We start from the raw sequence: 15,141 nt of genomic DNA, 5'->3' as shown, positions 1-15,141 counted from the left end.
ATAAAAAAAGCCACCGCAAGGTGGCCTGAATTGGATGGTTTACTGAATAAAACTTATTGCTGGTCTTCTACGTAAATACCGGCAGATATAATGGCGCCGCCAATTCGGCGTCTGCCATAAAGCAAAGGGACTGGGTATCCCTGAGAGGCAGTGTTCGTCACTCCCCCAAAGGCGTAGGACGCTTTATTGTCAGCGGATTCTTTTCGTGCCAGGCCAGCTGGCTGTGGGGAAAGCATCTGAACGACGCCACCGAGCATCATAGCACCGCCCATCATTGCCATCTTAGAACCAACAGCCCAACCTACACCGGTCCACCCAGAAACATATCCAACGATAACCCCAACTGCAACCAACGCCGCGCCCATAATTGTTTGTAAAACACCTGCTTTTTTACTACCAATGACAACCGGAATTATGCGTAAAACCTCTCCTGTAAGAGGAAATGATAAATCACGTTCACCAATATTTTTTTTGCCCTTAAATACTGCAAACGTTATCCCTTTTTCCTTGCTTTTATTAAGAAATTTTTCAAAACCCTCTAAGGTACAACATAAGGCTCTAACAGCTTCAGATGAGTTTGAAACAAGTCTTTGATGATACTTCCCAAAAGTTTTACCCAAAATTCCGCCTAATTCTATTTTTGTCATTACCTCTTTCATGCTCACCCCAATAAAAAACCCACCGAGGTGGGTTTGTTTCGTTATTTAAATTCACATGCAACTTTTCGCAGCTTTTCCCCAAGGGTCATTCCAACCTTTAGATATAGCATAAACATGAACGTTGCTTCCACCTTCTTTGGAAGGTTCTATTTTTGCTATGGATACAGTTCCTAATAAATCATCCGACGCGACAATTTTATACCCTGTCTCAGTAGGGATAACTGAGCTTGATGGCCTTAATTCAACCCATTTAGGAGCAAGGCACTTACTTATTTTATCTATGCTTTTTTGTGAATTTCCGGAATATATTGGCTCTTGCGATTCCAAAGAACTTGCCATACAACCACTAAGCATAAACATTGAAAATAGCAGGGCTGTTTTTTTCATCTCCATATCCTTTTTAGATGCCATTTCCTTAAAGGTTAACATAGAGACTTATACCGAACGACCTTCATTGTCCTTTCCATCCAGTACCCACCATACGGCACGCGCTTGCTGAGATGGCCATAGAGGTGATGCAGCAGCAGGTTCCCTTCCAGCAGAATCCCGGCGTGGTTCCACTTATCCGCCTGCACCTGCATGATCACCATATCACCCGGTTGTGGTGGGCCATCAAACTCACGGAACCCGCATTCATACCAGCAGTCCTGATAAAAATTGTCCGGATACTCCTTTTCCCACCACGGATAATCGACGCGGTAATCGTGCAGCTCGATGCCGTGGGTTTGCCGAAAATAGCTCATCACCAGGCCCCAGCAATCGTAGTGGCCCAGCACGAAGGGCCGCTCGAGGAGCGGCAACTCACCGCGCGGGTGGATGGTACGGAGATCGCCTTCTGGCCAGCTGATAATATGCCAGGGGAGAAGGGTCGCGTCGCATTGCGCTTTATCCAGTTCGCTCGGCTGGGTGGTGGCATCAGGATGGCTGTGAACAATACCGGTGATCGTTCCCCATTCCTCAACCTCCGCATAATCCTCCGGCGCCAGCACAAAATTATCTTTCGACTCTGTGGCCAGGTTCCGGCAGGGGAAATAACGCTCCGCTCGGCCCCTCTGGGCGACGAGGCCGCAGGCCTCGCGCGGATATTCTGCGGCCGCATGTTCCTGGATGGCCTTAATCGTTTTCTGACGCATATCAGCTCCTGATTAATGAGGTGCCGGGGAACCCGCCAAACGGCAGTTCACTATTCTCACCATGACGTAATTTGCAGGCCGTGAGCGTTCCGTTGCAGACATCCTGCGACGGGTCATCAACTGGCTGATTGTTCCTGTCAAAATACCGGGTGCCGGCATAGTCGCACCCGTTACCGCTGCGGTACTGATTGCGGATACACCAGGTGCAAATCGCATGCAGCTGGCGAGTCGGGATCATCATCCCCTGCAGGGCAAACGGGCTGGAGAGAGTAAATTCCACCTTCTCATCGTCTTCATAATGCTTTACGTCAATGAAGAAAAGGCGCCGTTTCTCCTGCGTCGGATCAGCTGAGGCATTCCCGTCCGGAAAGTTCTTCGCATCGAGATACTGTTTTTGCGTGTCGTGGATGACAACCCGCGCCAGAGCCAGATCGTCGTAATGAAGACAGAGCGCGGATATCTTCCCGTCGATGTTCCCTACCCGCAGCGTTGGCTGCGCGTCACTGCCCGTGGTGGAGGACTCGATCCCTTCGATTTCACATGGCCAGGCTTTATACTCCCGCCCCTGCCACCAGATGCTTTTCGCCGGCAGCTTATCCAGGTCGCCGCCAGCGGCGAGGATTTCGGCTGCAGTATGGGGAACGTTATAGCCGTGGAAATACAAAACCTCATCCAGGCCAAACGCCTGGCCATCGATCTCCAGGAGACGAACCTCATCGCCTGGCTCTAACTTCTGATAATTCGCGTTAAGGCTCATGGTTTAAATGCCTGAATAAAAGTGGCTGAAAGTGAGTAATTTCCGCCGCCCAGCGGCACCGGTTTATATTGTTCGCAGCGGTAAAGCCCCACCTCTTCCAGAGGCGGGGTCCACTGAAACGCGCGGGTGCCGGCATGACGGTCGAGGAACTGCTTAATCGGACGGATATAGTCCTCCGTACCGACAAAACTCAGCTCCCAATCCTGTGATCGGGTGTTAATACCATCGCCGGATACCTGCGCATACCCGTCACCGAACTGCGCCTTCCGGACACGAAAGTTAACGGTCTGCTGGGGATTAACCCGCGGACTCCAGGTGAATATCTCAATAGCCATTAGCGTTGCCCTTTAACTGCATTCCAGACCATCCCGCCAGGGCGCATATCCTGCGCCATCAGCTCCCTGTATTTTTTCTCCACAAACGAGCCGATCTGCTGGCCAAACTGCTCAAAACCAGACGGCGCCTGCGTTGAGGTGTTTCCGCCTTCAATCGTGATATAGACTTTTGGCCCTTCCGACGCGCCGGCGTTCTGACCACCACCGACAGCGCGTACACCCAGCGAACCATCGCCGGCACGCGTCAGCGGCATGATGGCCTCCGGCCCGGCCTCGCCAAATACGCCGGCCCCTTTTGCGAAAGCGAAGAACTGCGGAGAGTCGTAGACCTGGTTGCTGTATGCGCTCAGCGACGGCGAGTCGTAAACGCCGCCTTTGGCGTTGAACTGGAAGTTACTGGCGGCATTCTGGATCGCCGTCCCCGAGCCTGCGCCCGCAGCGCCCGTGACAACGCTGGTCCCGACGCCCACCACGCCCATAATGGTTTGCATGACGGAACTGGTGACCAGCGCCTGAGCGGCCATATCAACGAGTTTTTTTATGATCGACTGCGTGAGCGAGGAAAACAGGTCAGCCATGTTCTCCTTAAAGCTTCTCGTCCGCGTCAGCATGCTCGTCAGGAAGTTGCCCGAGCGCTCATGGGCCGTTTCAAATAACCCGACGGCCAGGCTCTGGAATTCTCCCTGTGATCGGTATAACTCCAGTGACGTCTGATACTGCGCATCGGCGGATTCTTTCGTCGCCTTCTGCATCAGCATTTCGTACTGTTCTTTGCTGATCGCGCTGCCCTGGTAGTACGCCTGCAGCAATGCCTGCCGCTGCGCAAGCTGATTGCGCAGCGAGACCAGTGGATCAACTTCGCCGGCGATATCCAGTGCCGGCGCAGCGATTTCATCGGCATGCGCCTGCAGCAGCTCTTTCGCAGTATCTCTGGCCAGCGTTATTCGTGCGGCCTGGTACTCTTTTTCATCAAGAAGGCGGGCTTTGAAAAGCTCAGCCAGGTCCCGGCTGGCTTCCTGCTCTTTTCGCAGAGTTTCCTGGGCGGGGGAATACTGCGCGGCCAGATCCAGTCGCTGTTTCTGGTAGTTCTCTGCATTCATTAACAGCACGCGCTGCAGGTCAGCATCACTGGCGACATTTTTCTTCGCCGCTTCCTGCAGCTCCCTATTGCTGTCCTTTTCCTGCAGGTTAATTCTGGCCAGGCTGGATGCATGGGCTTCTTCAATTTGCTGCCGCAGCGTTTTGAACTGGTCGACCTGGGACTTACTGCCTTTCCCCGTGCCGGTACCGCCATCGCCGCCCCAGGGATTTCCATCTCCGGTCTCTTTGGGGGGCGTGCTTAACGCTCCTTTCAGATCGTCCGTAAGGGAGGTTATTTTTCCCGATAAACCCAGCTGAGCCAGTGTTTTTGCATCACTGACACGCTTAATGTTTTCCTCGGTTTTGCGGAGTCCCTCGTTAACGCTATCGAGATCCGCCCGCGCCCGCGTCTGGTCTTTTGTCACCCCTTCCAGCTGGCCGAAGGGGTCAAACCCTTTCAGGCTGTCGATACGACTGTCGGCATCCTGAATCTCTTTTATCAGCTGGTTACGCTGCACGACCTGGTTTTCATACTTATCCTCCAGGTCGAACTGCTTCACATTTAACTGGTTAAGCGAGAGGCGCATCAGCGCTTCACTGGTTTCCACTACGGCATCTTTTAAATCAATGGCCGATTGCCGGGCTTCTTTTGCTTGTTGATGGAAATACAGTAATGCAGAGCCAGCCAGCGTCGCCGCGCCAACCGGACCACCAACAAAAGCCAGGGCGCCTCTTGCCAGGCCCACCGCAACGGAGGCCGCACGGGCTGATATCGACAATTGCCGGTTTGCCGCTGCCAGTTTCAGTTTCGCCTGGCTGGCCAGGTTCGTTTGCTCAGTTTCCTGCCGGATAAGCCGGGTAAACTCATCCTGGTAACTGATATTCATCCCGTACTGTTTAGCCGTCCGCTCCATCTGCCGGTAGTGGCCAAACTCAGCGTCGTTCTGTTTCAGGATGGCCGCTGTCGAATCCAGCGTTTTGCGGGCAATATCCGCATCAGCCTGCGCCCGCGCTTTTGCCGCCGCCTGGCTTTCCCGCCAGGCCGCGATATTCTCCCGCAGCCCTGCAGTCAGTTTCGTGGATAACACGGGGATCAGGCTGTAAAGCGCCACGCTGGAGACGGTGTTGAAATTGTCTGCCAGGCTGTTCAGTGCCTCCGTGGCAACCTGAATCCCGCTGCGGAGTGGCCCGTTACTGCTCTGGCCGATCTTAATGACCATCCCTTCAAACGCACTGCTCAGCCCCAGCAAATCGCCGTTCAGGTTGTTAACCCTGATGGATGCCTGCTCATGCGCCGTTTTGGTACCGGTCAGGGAAGCGGTTAGCTCATCAAGCTTTGAACGGTTCTGGACCAGGATAGACGCCGCATTCAGGTTCTCCACGCCAAACAGTTTTACGGCCTGGGCCGTGGAGAGATTTTTCCCGGAAAGATTGGTCAGCGCCTGGCTGAGACCAACCACGGACGGCTTGAGGCTCTTGTCCGTGCCCTTTTCCAGATTCAGGATGACGTTACGCAGCGCCGTGCCGGCTTCCCCGCCTTTAATTTCACGCTCTGCCAGCACCTGAATCGCGGCATTCAGCTGCTCAAAACCAACGCCGGCCTGTGCGGCTGCGACGCCACCATTTTTAATGGCGGCCGCTGTATCCACAATCTCCGACGACCCGTACTTCGCGCCGGCGGCCAGCACGTTGATATAACGATCCGCCTCCTGCGCGCTCGCCCCGTACTGGTTTAAGGAGAGCGCCAGCGTTCTGGTCGCATCGGGCAGCGTTGTGCCGGCGGCCTGTGCCAGGATAAGCGCGCTGTTCGTAGCCTTCTGCAGTCCATCGGACGTTTTTAAAAGCTCCGGTTTAGCCGACGCCATCAGCTTTAGCGCCTCGGCGGCCTGGCTGGCGCTGTACTCTGTCGTGCGTCCCATTTCCTGCGCAGCCAGATCCAGCGCTTTCATTTCAGCAGCAGTCGCACCGGTGATGGCCTGCAGGTCTGATAATGCCTGTCCATATTGTCTGGACGTGGTGACGATCGTACCGATGGAAAGGCCGGCTCCTGCCAGCCCCGCCAGCCGGCTGGCCATCCCGGATATCGACAGACCGACCTTTTTATAGGCGTCCTCCGTCTTTTTCGCGTCCGCCTGGGCATTACGGTTGAACCGTCGTGACTGGTTCTCCGCATCGCCATACGCTCCCAGCAGCTGGGATTTAAAACTGGCTGCGTTCAGGTGCAGCCCGACCGCTAAAGATGCGACGTCTGCCATTACATTAATGCCCTCATGACTGCCGCGCATTCATCATCGACCCGGGATGGCGCAGGTGTGGTTTCGGTAGGTGGCGCGTTTTCATCGCCAGGACGGCGGAAAGTGCCTTGTTTCAGGAAGTAGGCTCGCCAGTGGTACAGAGTGTTGGCCGGCAATGCGGCAATTTTGGATGGGTCAGGCTCGCCCCAGCGGTCGGCCAGCCAGAAGATCAGCTCCAGCCAGGGCGAGTCACTCAGTTTTTTTCCGCTTCCTCCAGCTTGCCGATTGCGTGTTGCTTCACTTTTTCCACAGCGGCCAGCAGTTCGGGGTTTTCATGGGCCTTCAGCAGCTCGGCTGCCGTGGGTTTAAATTCATCCGGAATGGCCGTTCCATCCGGCTGAACCAGTGCATCGATGACGATCTGAATGACTTGCTCCGATGCCTCGCGCGCTGCGCCAGCTTTTGCGGTTTCAGCCATTTTCTCTTCGTAGCTGATGAGGTAATCCCCGGTCAGGCGGCGGATGAATACGGTGGCGCCAAATAACTCGGTTTTAATGACGGTTGGCTCCGATTTAAGCAACGCGGATTTCAGCGTGGACAGGTAATCTTTATCTTTCACAGGTAGTCCTTAAAAATAAAAAGCCACCCGAAGGTGGCTGTTTACAGGTTAAGTTAATCAGGCGCCGCCGGAGACAGCGACGGTTCCCCAGGTGATCTTGTTCTGTTTACCCTGAACAGTGATCTGGATGACCTCATTCGCCGGAGCGGCGATTTCATTCATCTGCCACCCGGACAGCGCCAGGAGCATCGTCGCTGTTCGCTTGTTGGGTAATTCGACGTATAACTGGATGGTCTTGCGGGCCTCTGCTGCGTTCAGCAGCGCGGCAAAATCGGTATTGCCCGGATCATCAATGAAGCCCAGCGACTTTTCAGGCCCGTCAGGCAGATCGCTGATGGACTGTTTCTGCTTATCCAGTAACGTGGTGCAGTCGACAAAGCCCCCCGTCTGCCCCATTGCACCCAGCGCTTTACAGTTAATCAGCGGTTTCAGCGCTGACGTGGCAGCGCCAGGCTCCCCGTATTTCACAATGGTGCCCGCCGGCAACATCGCATATTCAGGCGAAGTTTTATCAGCCATGTTTCTCTCTCTTTTTATACGGCAGCGGATGCTACCTGTTTTCAATGCCGTTTCGGATTTCCACGGTTAACACGCGCAAAACGGTCTGGAGGTTGTAATCCAGGGCGGGTCGGATAAAGGGGTCTGCAACCTGTTTAACCGTGCCAAACTCCTGCGCCAGCGCCTTCATATGGTGCTGCTTGCTGGGGCCAACACGGAGCGTTACAACCGCGTTCCCTTTACCCTTGCGGGTGGAAGAGCGGATTTTGATTGAGTCCCGCATGTGCGGCCCGGCAGACGTTTCGTCAAAGCCGGCATGCTGCTTCATATCTTCCTCGACGACCTTTAGCGCTTCGCGCCCGGCATCCAGCAATACCTTCGTCGCCACTTTTTCGCCCAGGGCCATTAACTGCCGCTCCAGCTCATCCAGCCCTTTAACTTCCATTCGGATCACGAGGAGTCCTCCACGTAGTGAATGATGAAATCGCGGGTCAGGCGATACTGAATGCGACGATTCGTCAGCTGGTTTTTATCCTGATGAATACCGCCTCGCTCCACATACTGAACCGGGATACCCTCCAGCTGGCCATGAACGACGGACTTCAGTTCCGTCCAGATTTTTTTATCCAGCTGCAGCAGTGAGGTGTAATCATCGAGACGGTACAGATTCACCTGGATACGGGCAGATACGATCCCCGTTCGCAACATTCCCGAGACCATTTCCGGGTCAGAGATACGCTGAAAGGTCGCACCTTCCTGGACCGTGTCCGGCAGTAAAAGCGGATACGCATTCATGCCGGTGATGCGCTCCAGCGCACCCTTAATCGCCAGCTCTATCATGCCGCCCGTCAGCCTCCCCCGTGATAATGATCCGGTCTGTTTTGCGGTCGATATTCCGGACGGTATAAACCAGATTTTTCGTCGTGATTTTCCAGTCAATATCAACCAGCACGCCCGGATAGACCGTGAACAGGCAGGTTTCCACCACCTGCTGCTGATCCAGCGTGCGGACTTTTCGCCCCGATACCAGCTCCCGTATTGCCCACGCTTTTCCCGATTCAACCTGCTTTTCCGGTAGCGGTTCGCCCAGCGGCCCACGACCGGACTGAACGTAGCTAATTGCAATGCGACAGTTCATATCACCCGGTTTCAGGCTCATAGCGTATGCTCCTGCAGGGGGAAAAGAAGATGCCTCACCGCAGCGGTTTCCAGCCACTGTCCGGTATGGCCATTCAGATACGCATCGCTGACCAGAAACTGAATAGCCAGCCGGATATCTTCATCCGCGATAAATCCGCGGACGGTCTCCGGGAGCGCCTGCAGCTCTTCATCACTGGTGACCAGCTTGCAGTAGTAATCACGCTCGATGCTCCGCTGCGCGGCGTTCACCATTTGCGTGAGCATGGCATCATGCTCCGTGAAGTCCAGTTCCAGGCGTAGCTGGGTTTTCACATCATCCAATGTCAGTATCAAAATCGCTGTCTCCCGGCTTCGGTTTCAGCGCACGTTCGGCATCCTCCGGCCATACCGCGATACGCCGCTTAACCAGTTCTTCGGCGCGCGATCCTTCAAAGCACGCGATATCTCCACGGGAATAACGGTGGTGCGGCCCAAGGAACACAACGGATTTACGCTCTGCCTGTGCGACCACGGTCGCATGGTTGTCCTGTGTGCCTGTTTCTTCCGGCTCCACTGCTTTATTTTTCGCAGCCATAACATTCTCCTGAAAGGGAAAAGCCCGCATATGCGGGCCGTATTTACTGAGGGATGGGTTAGAACAGGACGCCGGTACCCAGCACCAGGCCTTCCGGATGACGGAAGCCAATATCATGCTCAGTAACAACGCGGATTAGCGACTGGTTACGGGAAAACGCAGATACCAGGGTGCCATCGGCATCGATGTAAGAGGCTTCCTTCGAGAAGTCGACTTTCATATTGCCGTCTTCAGCGATAACCACATCATTGAAGTCAGCAAAGTAAATCTCAGTCTCCTTACCCCCGGTCCCCAGATTCGCAGGGATCGCGCTGGTACGCTGAACCGGATATCCTTTAAGTAATCCCTGAGCCATTTCCGGATAGACTTTGTTGCCGTTGCCGTCACGCAGCCCAAACAACTTCATATAGGTACGGTTCGACATGCCCCAGCCGCTGCTGATCATATTGCTGTTGCCGTCCATCGCCATCAAAATGATCTTGTCCAGGTACTCGTCAACTGTGTTCAGGTTGATCGCTGCATCAGCTTCCCACGGCAGCAGGCGGTTCCACTGCGTCGCGCGCGCCTTCATACCAATCGGTGTATCGCCGGTACCGTCATCGCGCATAAAGGCTTTATCCTCACGCACTGAGATGGCGGTCAGAATATCCTGCAGGACCAGCTGCTCGACGTTGAATCCGGCGCGGCCAATCAGTGCATTGGAAATAGGCACCATCGCAATCAGAGTTTTCGCCGTAAGTTTTACATCATCAAAGCGTGTTTCTGATGTCTTGGCGTCTTTGTTTTCTCCTGTGTAGCTTGCCGTTGCTCCACCGGCCACGCGTGGTAGCGTCATATTACCGTTAGGCAGCGGAACGGGACGGGCACCCAGCTTGCGGACGATGGTTCGGTCGCTCAGTAGCTCGATCACCTCACTGTGGAGGTTCTGCGGAATAAGCACACCACCGGACGCCGCTGCGGTGGAAATGGCCATCGATACGGACTGATCATTCAGCTCTTCTGAAGCGAATTTTGCCGCGTCCTGCAGATTCCCTGCGCCTGCGGCGACAGACATAACCAGTCGGGTCATGCCAGCACCGGTGTACTGTTTAGGCTCCTGCTTAACAATAATGCCGGGGGCCTGCTGAGTCGCTTTAACGGGTTTTGCGACCAGCGCCGCAGCACGTTCGGCGGCTTCCAGGCGTTCAATTTTGGCGCTGATATCAGTGAACTGCTGCTGCAGGTTCGCAAACTCCGTCAGCTGCTCCGCAGTCAGCGTGCTGCCGCTGGCGTCAATGGTTGCCAGGGCCTGAACCTGTTCGTTGATACCCGCACGCTGACGACGCAATTCTTCAATCTGTGGCATTTGATTTCTCTCTTTTTAGACATAAAAAAAGCAGCCTGCTGGCTGCTTAAGGTGACGCGGTTTGTGTTTGCGCCGGGTTACATTTTGGTTTGCAGATCCATCGCGGCTGCCTGCATCTGAATGGAGGTTTTTTGACGGGGTTGCTGATACTTTGCCGCGATAGCATTGATCGCCGCCTGGGGGTCAGAGACTTCATCCGCCAGGCCGGCTGACACAGCGCCAGGGCCAAAATACAGCCCCGCCTGCGTATCAATGACGGCCTGCTGCTTCAGGCCGCGATATTCGGCCACCGACCCCGTAAACGTCTCGTACATTTCGTCGATCATGTCCTGGAACATACCCAGCGACTCTTCACTCAGTGGTTCATGTTGGGTGCCGTTATTTTTGTTATCTCCCCGGTAAATGGTGGTGAACGTCAGCCCCATTTTTTCTTCCATCTTCGACGTATCGAGGTGCTCCATGATCACACCAATCGACCCCACGCCACTGGTCTGGCTGACGATGATTTTGCTGCAGGCCGACGCGATGAAATACGCGGCGGAATACGCGCTGTAGTTCACAATCGCCGTGATGGGTTTCGTGTCGCGAGACTGATAAATGTAATCGGCCAGCTCCTTGCACCCCACCGCTGCGCCGCCGCCGGAGTTAATATCCAGAACGATTTCGCTGATTGAGGGGTCGTTTAACGCCACCTGCAACTGCCCGCGGATCCGCTCGTAGCTGGTCAGCTCGGAGCACATCGCCGTAATCTGCCCCCGGCGTGGAACAAGAATGCCGTGAACGGGGATCACCGCCACCCCGCCGGTGGGCTGGACCTGCTCAGCAGCAGGTGATTTACCCGGATTCAGCGCCATCTGAATGACGGCATCTTCGGTGCCCCCCTGAATGCGGGGGATGAGCACTGCTTTCACGGAGTCCATTGTTTGCCGCGTAACGTAATGCGGCACACCAAAGACCATATCTGCCAGGTGCGGCAGGTTAATTAATCTCGTTGTCATGTTGTCTTCCAGGTCATCCCGCGCAGCGGGAAATAATCAGGCTCTGGCCAGAAGGGTTTCGATTTCGGCCAGCTGTTTTGCTGTCGGCGACTTATCGCCAGGAAGGATCTTCGCGCTGTCGACCATATTGAGCGGCGTCAGGTATTTGTCCCCGCCAGCAATTGGCGGCAGATTCTCCATGCGCCGGATATCGTTAGTGGATAGCCATCCCCACTGGCGGCCCAGCGCATAAGATTCATAGCGTGATTTCTGATCGCCTCGCAGCAGCCCGGAAACGTTGAACTCGATGTACAAATCGCGGCGTTCGCTGGGCAGAAGCAGATCGCGCTGCAGCGCACCCTCATGGCGTTTCAGCCAGGCCAGCAGCGTATACATCACGAACTGCAGGCCCTGGTGCTCGATGTTGTTGTTGGTCGCTTTCGCCAGCATCTGCACCATATGTGGCGGGATTTTATAGAGCCGGCAGACCTCTTCCACGCCCCACTGCCGCGACTGTAGCAGCTGCGCCTTTTCGTTATCCTGCGACAGTTGTTTATAGCTCATGCCCTCCTGCAGCAATGCCACAGAGAACATATTGTGAATACCGGAATGGCGCTCGGTCCATTTCGCCAGCAGGCGATCAATAGCATCCTGGCTTTTAATGGTCGCGGCCTCTTTCGGACGCTCTATCACCCCGCTCATCGTTGTCCCGCGCCGGAATGTCGCGGCCGCATGCTCCTCAACCGCCAGATTCAGCCCCAGAACATCGGCGTTCGTCTGAATGGGGGAACTGCCGATATAGCCATCCAGAGAAAAGACCTTCACATGGTGCATCATGCGCATCGGCAGAATTTCGCCGACTTCCGGGAGTTGGTAATACGGCATACCGTCCGGCCCTTTCAGCACAATGACCTTTTTCGGGTTAATGGGGATCAGCTCTTTCGGGTAGCCTTTTCCGTCCCGTTCGATGATCGAGTAGCAATTTCCCTCCAGCCCCAACAACCCCTGCTGCTGCTCGAAATACTCGAATGAGGTGTCTTTCCTGTTAGGCTGGGAGTGAATCAGGTCATAAACCGGGTGATCCGTCGCACGCTGGCGCCCGCCATTATTATCCCGCCGGTAAAGTTCGCACGGCAGCTGCGCGACGGACTCCGCCAGGAGGGTAACACAGGCCCGGATCGCAGAAAGTCCCAGAGCAGTTTCCGGCGTGATTATGATGCCAGTTTTGCTCTGGCTTGAACGAACCCCGCCCAGCATGGCTTCCCAGAAGCCATTTCCCGAGTATTGTCGGCCCCTGAACATCTGGGGTAGGAACATTATTCACCTCCGCCATTGCTGACGCCGGAGGAAAAGGCCCGGGTTGTCATATATGACCAGCCCAGACAAATAACCCCTCCTGTTATCAATCCCACTGATGGAGAAATAAGCCAGGCACCTGCGGATAACAATCCAGCACCAGTGAGGCCGACAATAAAACTCAAAACTGAAATTAGCATGCTATATCTTCCTCATCGTATACGGATGTCATCACTGAACTGTTAAGCATGGCGCGCCCCAGCCCCATCATTAAACCAACCGCACCATCTATCTTGTTCTGCCGCCCTTCTTTCCCGGGACGCACAATATCGTCACTTCCGGGAAGGTACTGGCCGACGATATTGGAAATACACCAGTTCATGACAGGGTGTCCGTCATGATGGAATCTCCCCGAGATGAGCGCAGCCTCAATCTCTCTCATAGGATCACTCATATGGGTAAAATTTTGTCTTATCTCGACAGGCTCAAGCCCCTCTTCCTCGAGCATGTGACGTAATGAAGTCGCGCCATAAGGGTCAATGGGGCATTGGGCAATTTTTACGGTATTCCGCAGCTTCAGGATCGTTTCAAATATCAGCCTGTAATCAACTTCGCCACCATCGGTCGGGATCAACTTACCCTGCCGGACAAAGGACTGATAACGTTCTGCGGTACTTTTCAGCGCGGTCTCCTGCGAGTAAATGGTTTCTTCGGGTGCCCAGAACAGAGGAGAAACACAGTAAAAATGTGTTATTCCGTCTATTTCACGACGAAAAACTGGAACCACGGCATTGAGGTCAACTTTCGAGGCCAGATCGATACCCAGCCAGCATTCTTCCCCTTCAAAATCTGACAACTTAAGGTTTTTATCGGCTGCATCCATCCATTTTCTCAAGTCGTAATAAGCTGATTTTGCGCTTACCCAGCGATTGAAATGCTTGGTCAGAATCTTGTTTGTCTGCCCGGGCGTCGACATACCCAATAATTGTTTAGCCCGGAGAAAATCTGCTTTTACCGAAATGCCATAGTTGGGGTTTGCCTTGATTAATGCCTCAGGAGTCGTCCAGTCATCATCGTCATCAAGGCCATAAATCAGCCCAAATATGGTTTCATTTTCCTCGCCATTACGGGTTCTCCGCAGGATCTCGACAACCTGAGTACGCTTTTCATAGCAAGGGGATGTAATGTCATAGCCAGCGGTGGTGATGATCAGTGTCATCGGTTGTTCACGAGCCCCCATACCGGTGGTCATGGTGGTGTAAAGCGCATCAGTAGTATGTTCGTGATATTTATTGCAAGAACTTTTAACTCTATGTTAAATATCACTTTAAGGGAGCTTGATGACACTGACTGGTTCTATGAGCAATACACATAGCAATACACAGGCAGAAGAGCTAAAGTTACACGCAGATGTGCCCATGAAGTTACACTCCTGAAGGCTTTGTTGAATAAATCAGATTTCGGGTAAGTCTCCCCCGTAGCGGGTTGTGTTTTCAGGCAATACGCACGCTTTCAGGCATACCTGCTTTCGTCATTTTGTTCAGCGCTCGTACCAGGGCCATAGCCTCCGCAACCTGACCATCGTAGTCACGCAGTGTCAGTGAACCTCCGAACAGCTGTTTTACCCGGTACATCGCCGTTTCCGCTATCGAGCGACGGTTGTAATCTGTTGTCCATTTCCACCGCGCATTACTCCCGGTCATTCGCTGATTAGCCACTGCACGGTTACGGTCTGCATATTCACCGGGCCAGTAACCCGCACCTTTTCGGGGTGGGATAAGCGCGCTGATTTTCTTACGCCGCAGTTCATCGTGACAGAGCCGGGTGTCGTAAGCGCCGTCTGCCGATGCTGCCCTGATTTTTCTGTGAGTCTGCCGGATAAGACCCGGGAAGGCCTCTGAGTCCGTAACGTTGTTCAGCGACAGGTCAGCGCAGATGATTTCATGTGTTTTACTGTCAACGGCGAGATGCAGCTTACGCCAGATACGGCGGCGTTCCTGGCCATGCTTTTTGACTTTCCACTCGCCTTCACCGAAGACCTTCAGCCCGGTGGAATCAATTACCAGGTGTGCGATTTCACCCCGGGTGGGCGTTTTGAAACTGACATTAACCGACTTTGCCCGCCTGCTGACACAGCTGTAATCCGGGCAGCGTAGCGGAACGTTCATCAGAGAAAAAATGGAATCAATAAAGCCCTGCGCAGCGCGCAGGGTCAGCCTGAATACGCGTTTAATGACCAGCACAGTCGTGATGGCAAGGTCAGAATAGCGCTGAGGTCTTCCCCGTGATGAAGGCGTTGCCGACTCATACCAGGCCTGAATAGCTTCATCATCCAGCCAGAAAGTTATGGAGCCACGGTTGATGAGGGCTTTATTGTAGGTGGGCCAGTTGGTGATTCTGAACTTTTGCTTTGCCACGGAATGGTCTGTGTTGTCGGGAGGATGCGTGATCTGATCCTTCAACTCAGCAAAAGTTCGATTTATTCAACAAAGCC

General features: G+C 54.1%; 18 protein-coding genes and 1 pseudogene. All 19 read right to left on the bottom strand.

Going from position 1 to position 15,141, the window contains the following annotated elements; translation table 11 throughout:
- Positions 1–53: 53 nt before the first annotated feature.
- Positions 54–659, bottom strand: a complete 606-nt coding sequence (locus tag IB144_RS09485) for a tail assembly protein (protein ID WP_032432808.1) — start codon at positions 657–659, stop codon at positions 54–56.
- Positions 660–710: 51 nt separating this feature from the next.
- A complete protein-coding gene (locus tag IB144_RS09480; protein ID WP_031280393.1) occupies positions 711–1,046 on the bottom strand; it encodes a hypothetical protein in 336 nt (111 codons plus the stop codon).
- Positions 1,047–1,081: 35 nt separating this feature from the next.
- Positions 1,082–1,792 (bottom strand): C40 family peptidase, encoded by a 711-nt coding sequence (locus IB144_RS09475; protein WP_017880253.1) that lies wholly within the window; start codon positions 1,790–1,792, stop codon positions 1,082–1,084.
- Between the two features lies 1 nt (position 1,793).
- Positions 1,794–2,549 carry a phage minor tail protein L gene (locus tag IB144_RS09470; protein ID WP_023289191.1) on the bottom strand — a complete coding sequence of 252 codons (756 nt, stop codon included), beginning with the start codon at positions 2,547–2,549 and terminating at the stop codon, positions 1,794–1,796.
- The gene (locus IB144_RS09465; RefSeq protein WP_017880254.1) at positions 2,546–2,884 is read right to left on the bottom strand and encodes a phage tail protein; all 339 of its coding nucleotides are present in this window, start codon (positions 2,882–2,884) and stop codon (positions 2,546–2,548) included. Before IB144_RS09465 ends, IB144_RS09470 begins: the two co-directional genes overlap by 4 nt.
- Entirely contained in the window at positions 2,884–6,219 is a 3,336-nt protein-coding gene (locus IB144_RS09460) for a phage tail tape measure protein (RefSeq protein ID WP_149358943.1), read from the bottom strand. The genes IB144_RS09465 and IB144_RS09460 overlap by 1 nt, the downstream gene beginning before the upstream one ends.
- 232 nt (positions 6,220–6,451) lie before the next feature.
- Positions 6,452–6,817 (bottom strand): phage tail protein, encoded by a 366-nt coding sequence (locus IB144_RS09455; RefSeq protein ID WP_014228914.1) that lies wholly within the window; start codon positions 6,815–6,817, stop codon positions 6,452–6,454.
- Between the two features lie 57 nt (positions 6,818–6,874).
- Entirely contained in the window at positions 6,875–7,336 is a 462-nt protein-coding gene (locus IB144_RS09450) for a major tail shaft subunit (protein WP_014228913.1), read from the bottom strand.
- A gap of 31 nt (positions 7,337–7,367) precedes the next feature.
- Positions 7,368–7,760 carry an HK97-gp10 family putative phage morphogenesis protein gene (locus IB144_RS09445; protein ID WP_031280394.1) on the bottom strand — a complete coding sequence of 131 codons (393 nt, stop codon included), beginning with the start codon at positions 7,758–7,760 and terminating at the stop codon, positions 7,368–7,370.
- Positions 7,761–7,765: 5 nt separating this feature from the next.
- Positions 7,766–8,155, bottom strand: a complete 390-nt coding sequence (locus IB144_RS09440; RefSeq protein WP_017880258.1) for a hypothetical protein — start codon at positions 8,153–8,155, stop codon at positions 7,766–7,768.
- The gene (locus IB144_RS09435; protein ID WP_017880259.1) at positions 8,136–8,474 is read right to left on the bottom strand and encodes a head-tail adaptor protein; all 339 of its coding nucleotides are present in this window, start codon (positions 8,472–8,474) and stop codon (positions 8,136–8,138) included. The genes IB144_RS09440 and IB144_RS09435 overlap by 20 nt, the downstream gene beginning before the upstream one ends.
- Complete coding sequence (locus IB144_RS09430; RefSeq protein WP_020317538.1) at positions 8,471–8,788, bottom strand: head-tail connector protein; 318 nt, start codon at positions 8,786–8,788, stop codon at positions 8,471–8,473. Before IB144_RS09430 ends, IB144_RS09435 begins: the two co-directional genes overlap by 4 nt.
- Positions 8,769–9,029: a hypothetical protein gene (locus IB144_RS09425; protein WP_014907814.1), complete on the bottom strand. Its 261-nt coding sequence runs from the start codon at positions 9,027–9,029 to the stop codon at positions 8,769–8,771. The genes IB144_RS09430 and IB144_RS09425 overlap by 20 nt, the downstream gene beginning before the upstream one ends.
- 58 nt (positions 9,030–9,087) lie before the next feature.
- Positions 9,088–10,374 (bottom strand): phage major capsid protein, encoded by a 1,287-nt coding sequence (locus IB144_RS09420; RefSeq protein WP_017898995.1) that lies wholly within the window; start codon positions 10,372–10,374, stop codon positions 9,088–9,090.
- A gap of 77 nt (positions 10,375–10,451) precedes the next feature.
- Entirely contained in the window at positions 10,452–11,372 is a 921-nt protein-coding gene (locus IB144_RS09415) for a S49 family peptidase (protein ID WP_064081152.1), read from the bottom strand.
- 36 nt (positions 11,373–11,408) lie between these two features.
- On the bottom strand, positions 11,409–12,668 hold the full coding sequence (locus IB144_RS09410; protein WP_064081153.1) for a phage portal protein: 1,260 nt from the start codon (positions 12,666–12,668) through the stop codon (positions 11,409–11,411).
- Positions 12,668–12,847 (bottom strand): hypothetical protein, encoded by a 180-nt coding sequence (locus IB144_RS09405; protein WP_017880262.1) that lies wholly within the window; start codon positions 12,845–12,847, stop codon positions 12,668–12,670. The genes IB144_RS09410 and IB144_RS09405 overlap by 1 nt, the downstream gene beginning before the upstream one ends.
- A pseudogene (locus IB144_RS09400) lies at positions 12,841–13,941 on the bottom strand (terminase TerL endonuclease subunit); the annotation flags it as partial. The pseudogene IB144_RS09400 and the gene IB144_RS09405, both read right to left, overlap by 7 nt.
- A 199-nt stretch (positions 13,942–14,140) precedes the next feature.
- Entirely contained in the window at positions 14,141–15,109 is a 969-nt protein-coding gene (locus tag IB144_RS09395; protein ID WP_072193976.1) for an IS5-like element IS903B family transposase, read from the bottom strand.
- Positions 15,110–15,141: the final 32 nt, after the last annotated feature.

Source organism: Klebsiella sp. K4 (assembly GCF_014596785.2).
Classification (GTDB): Bacteria; Pseudomonadota; Gammaproteobacteria; order Enterobacterales; family Enterobacteriaceae; genus Klebsiella; species Klebsiella pneumoniae.
Note: the sequence above shows the minus strand (reverse complement) of the source record. Positions and strands in the feature narration are given on the sequence as shown.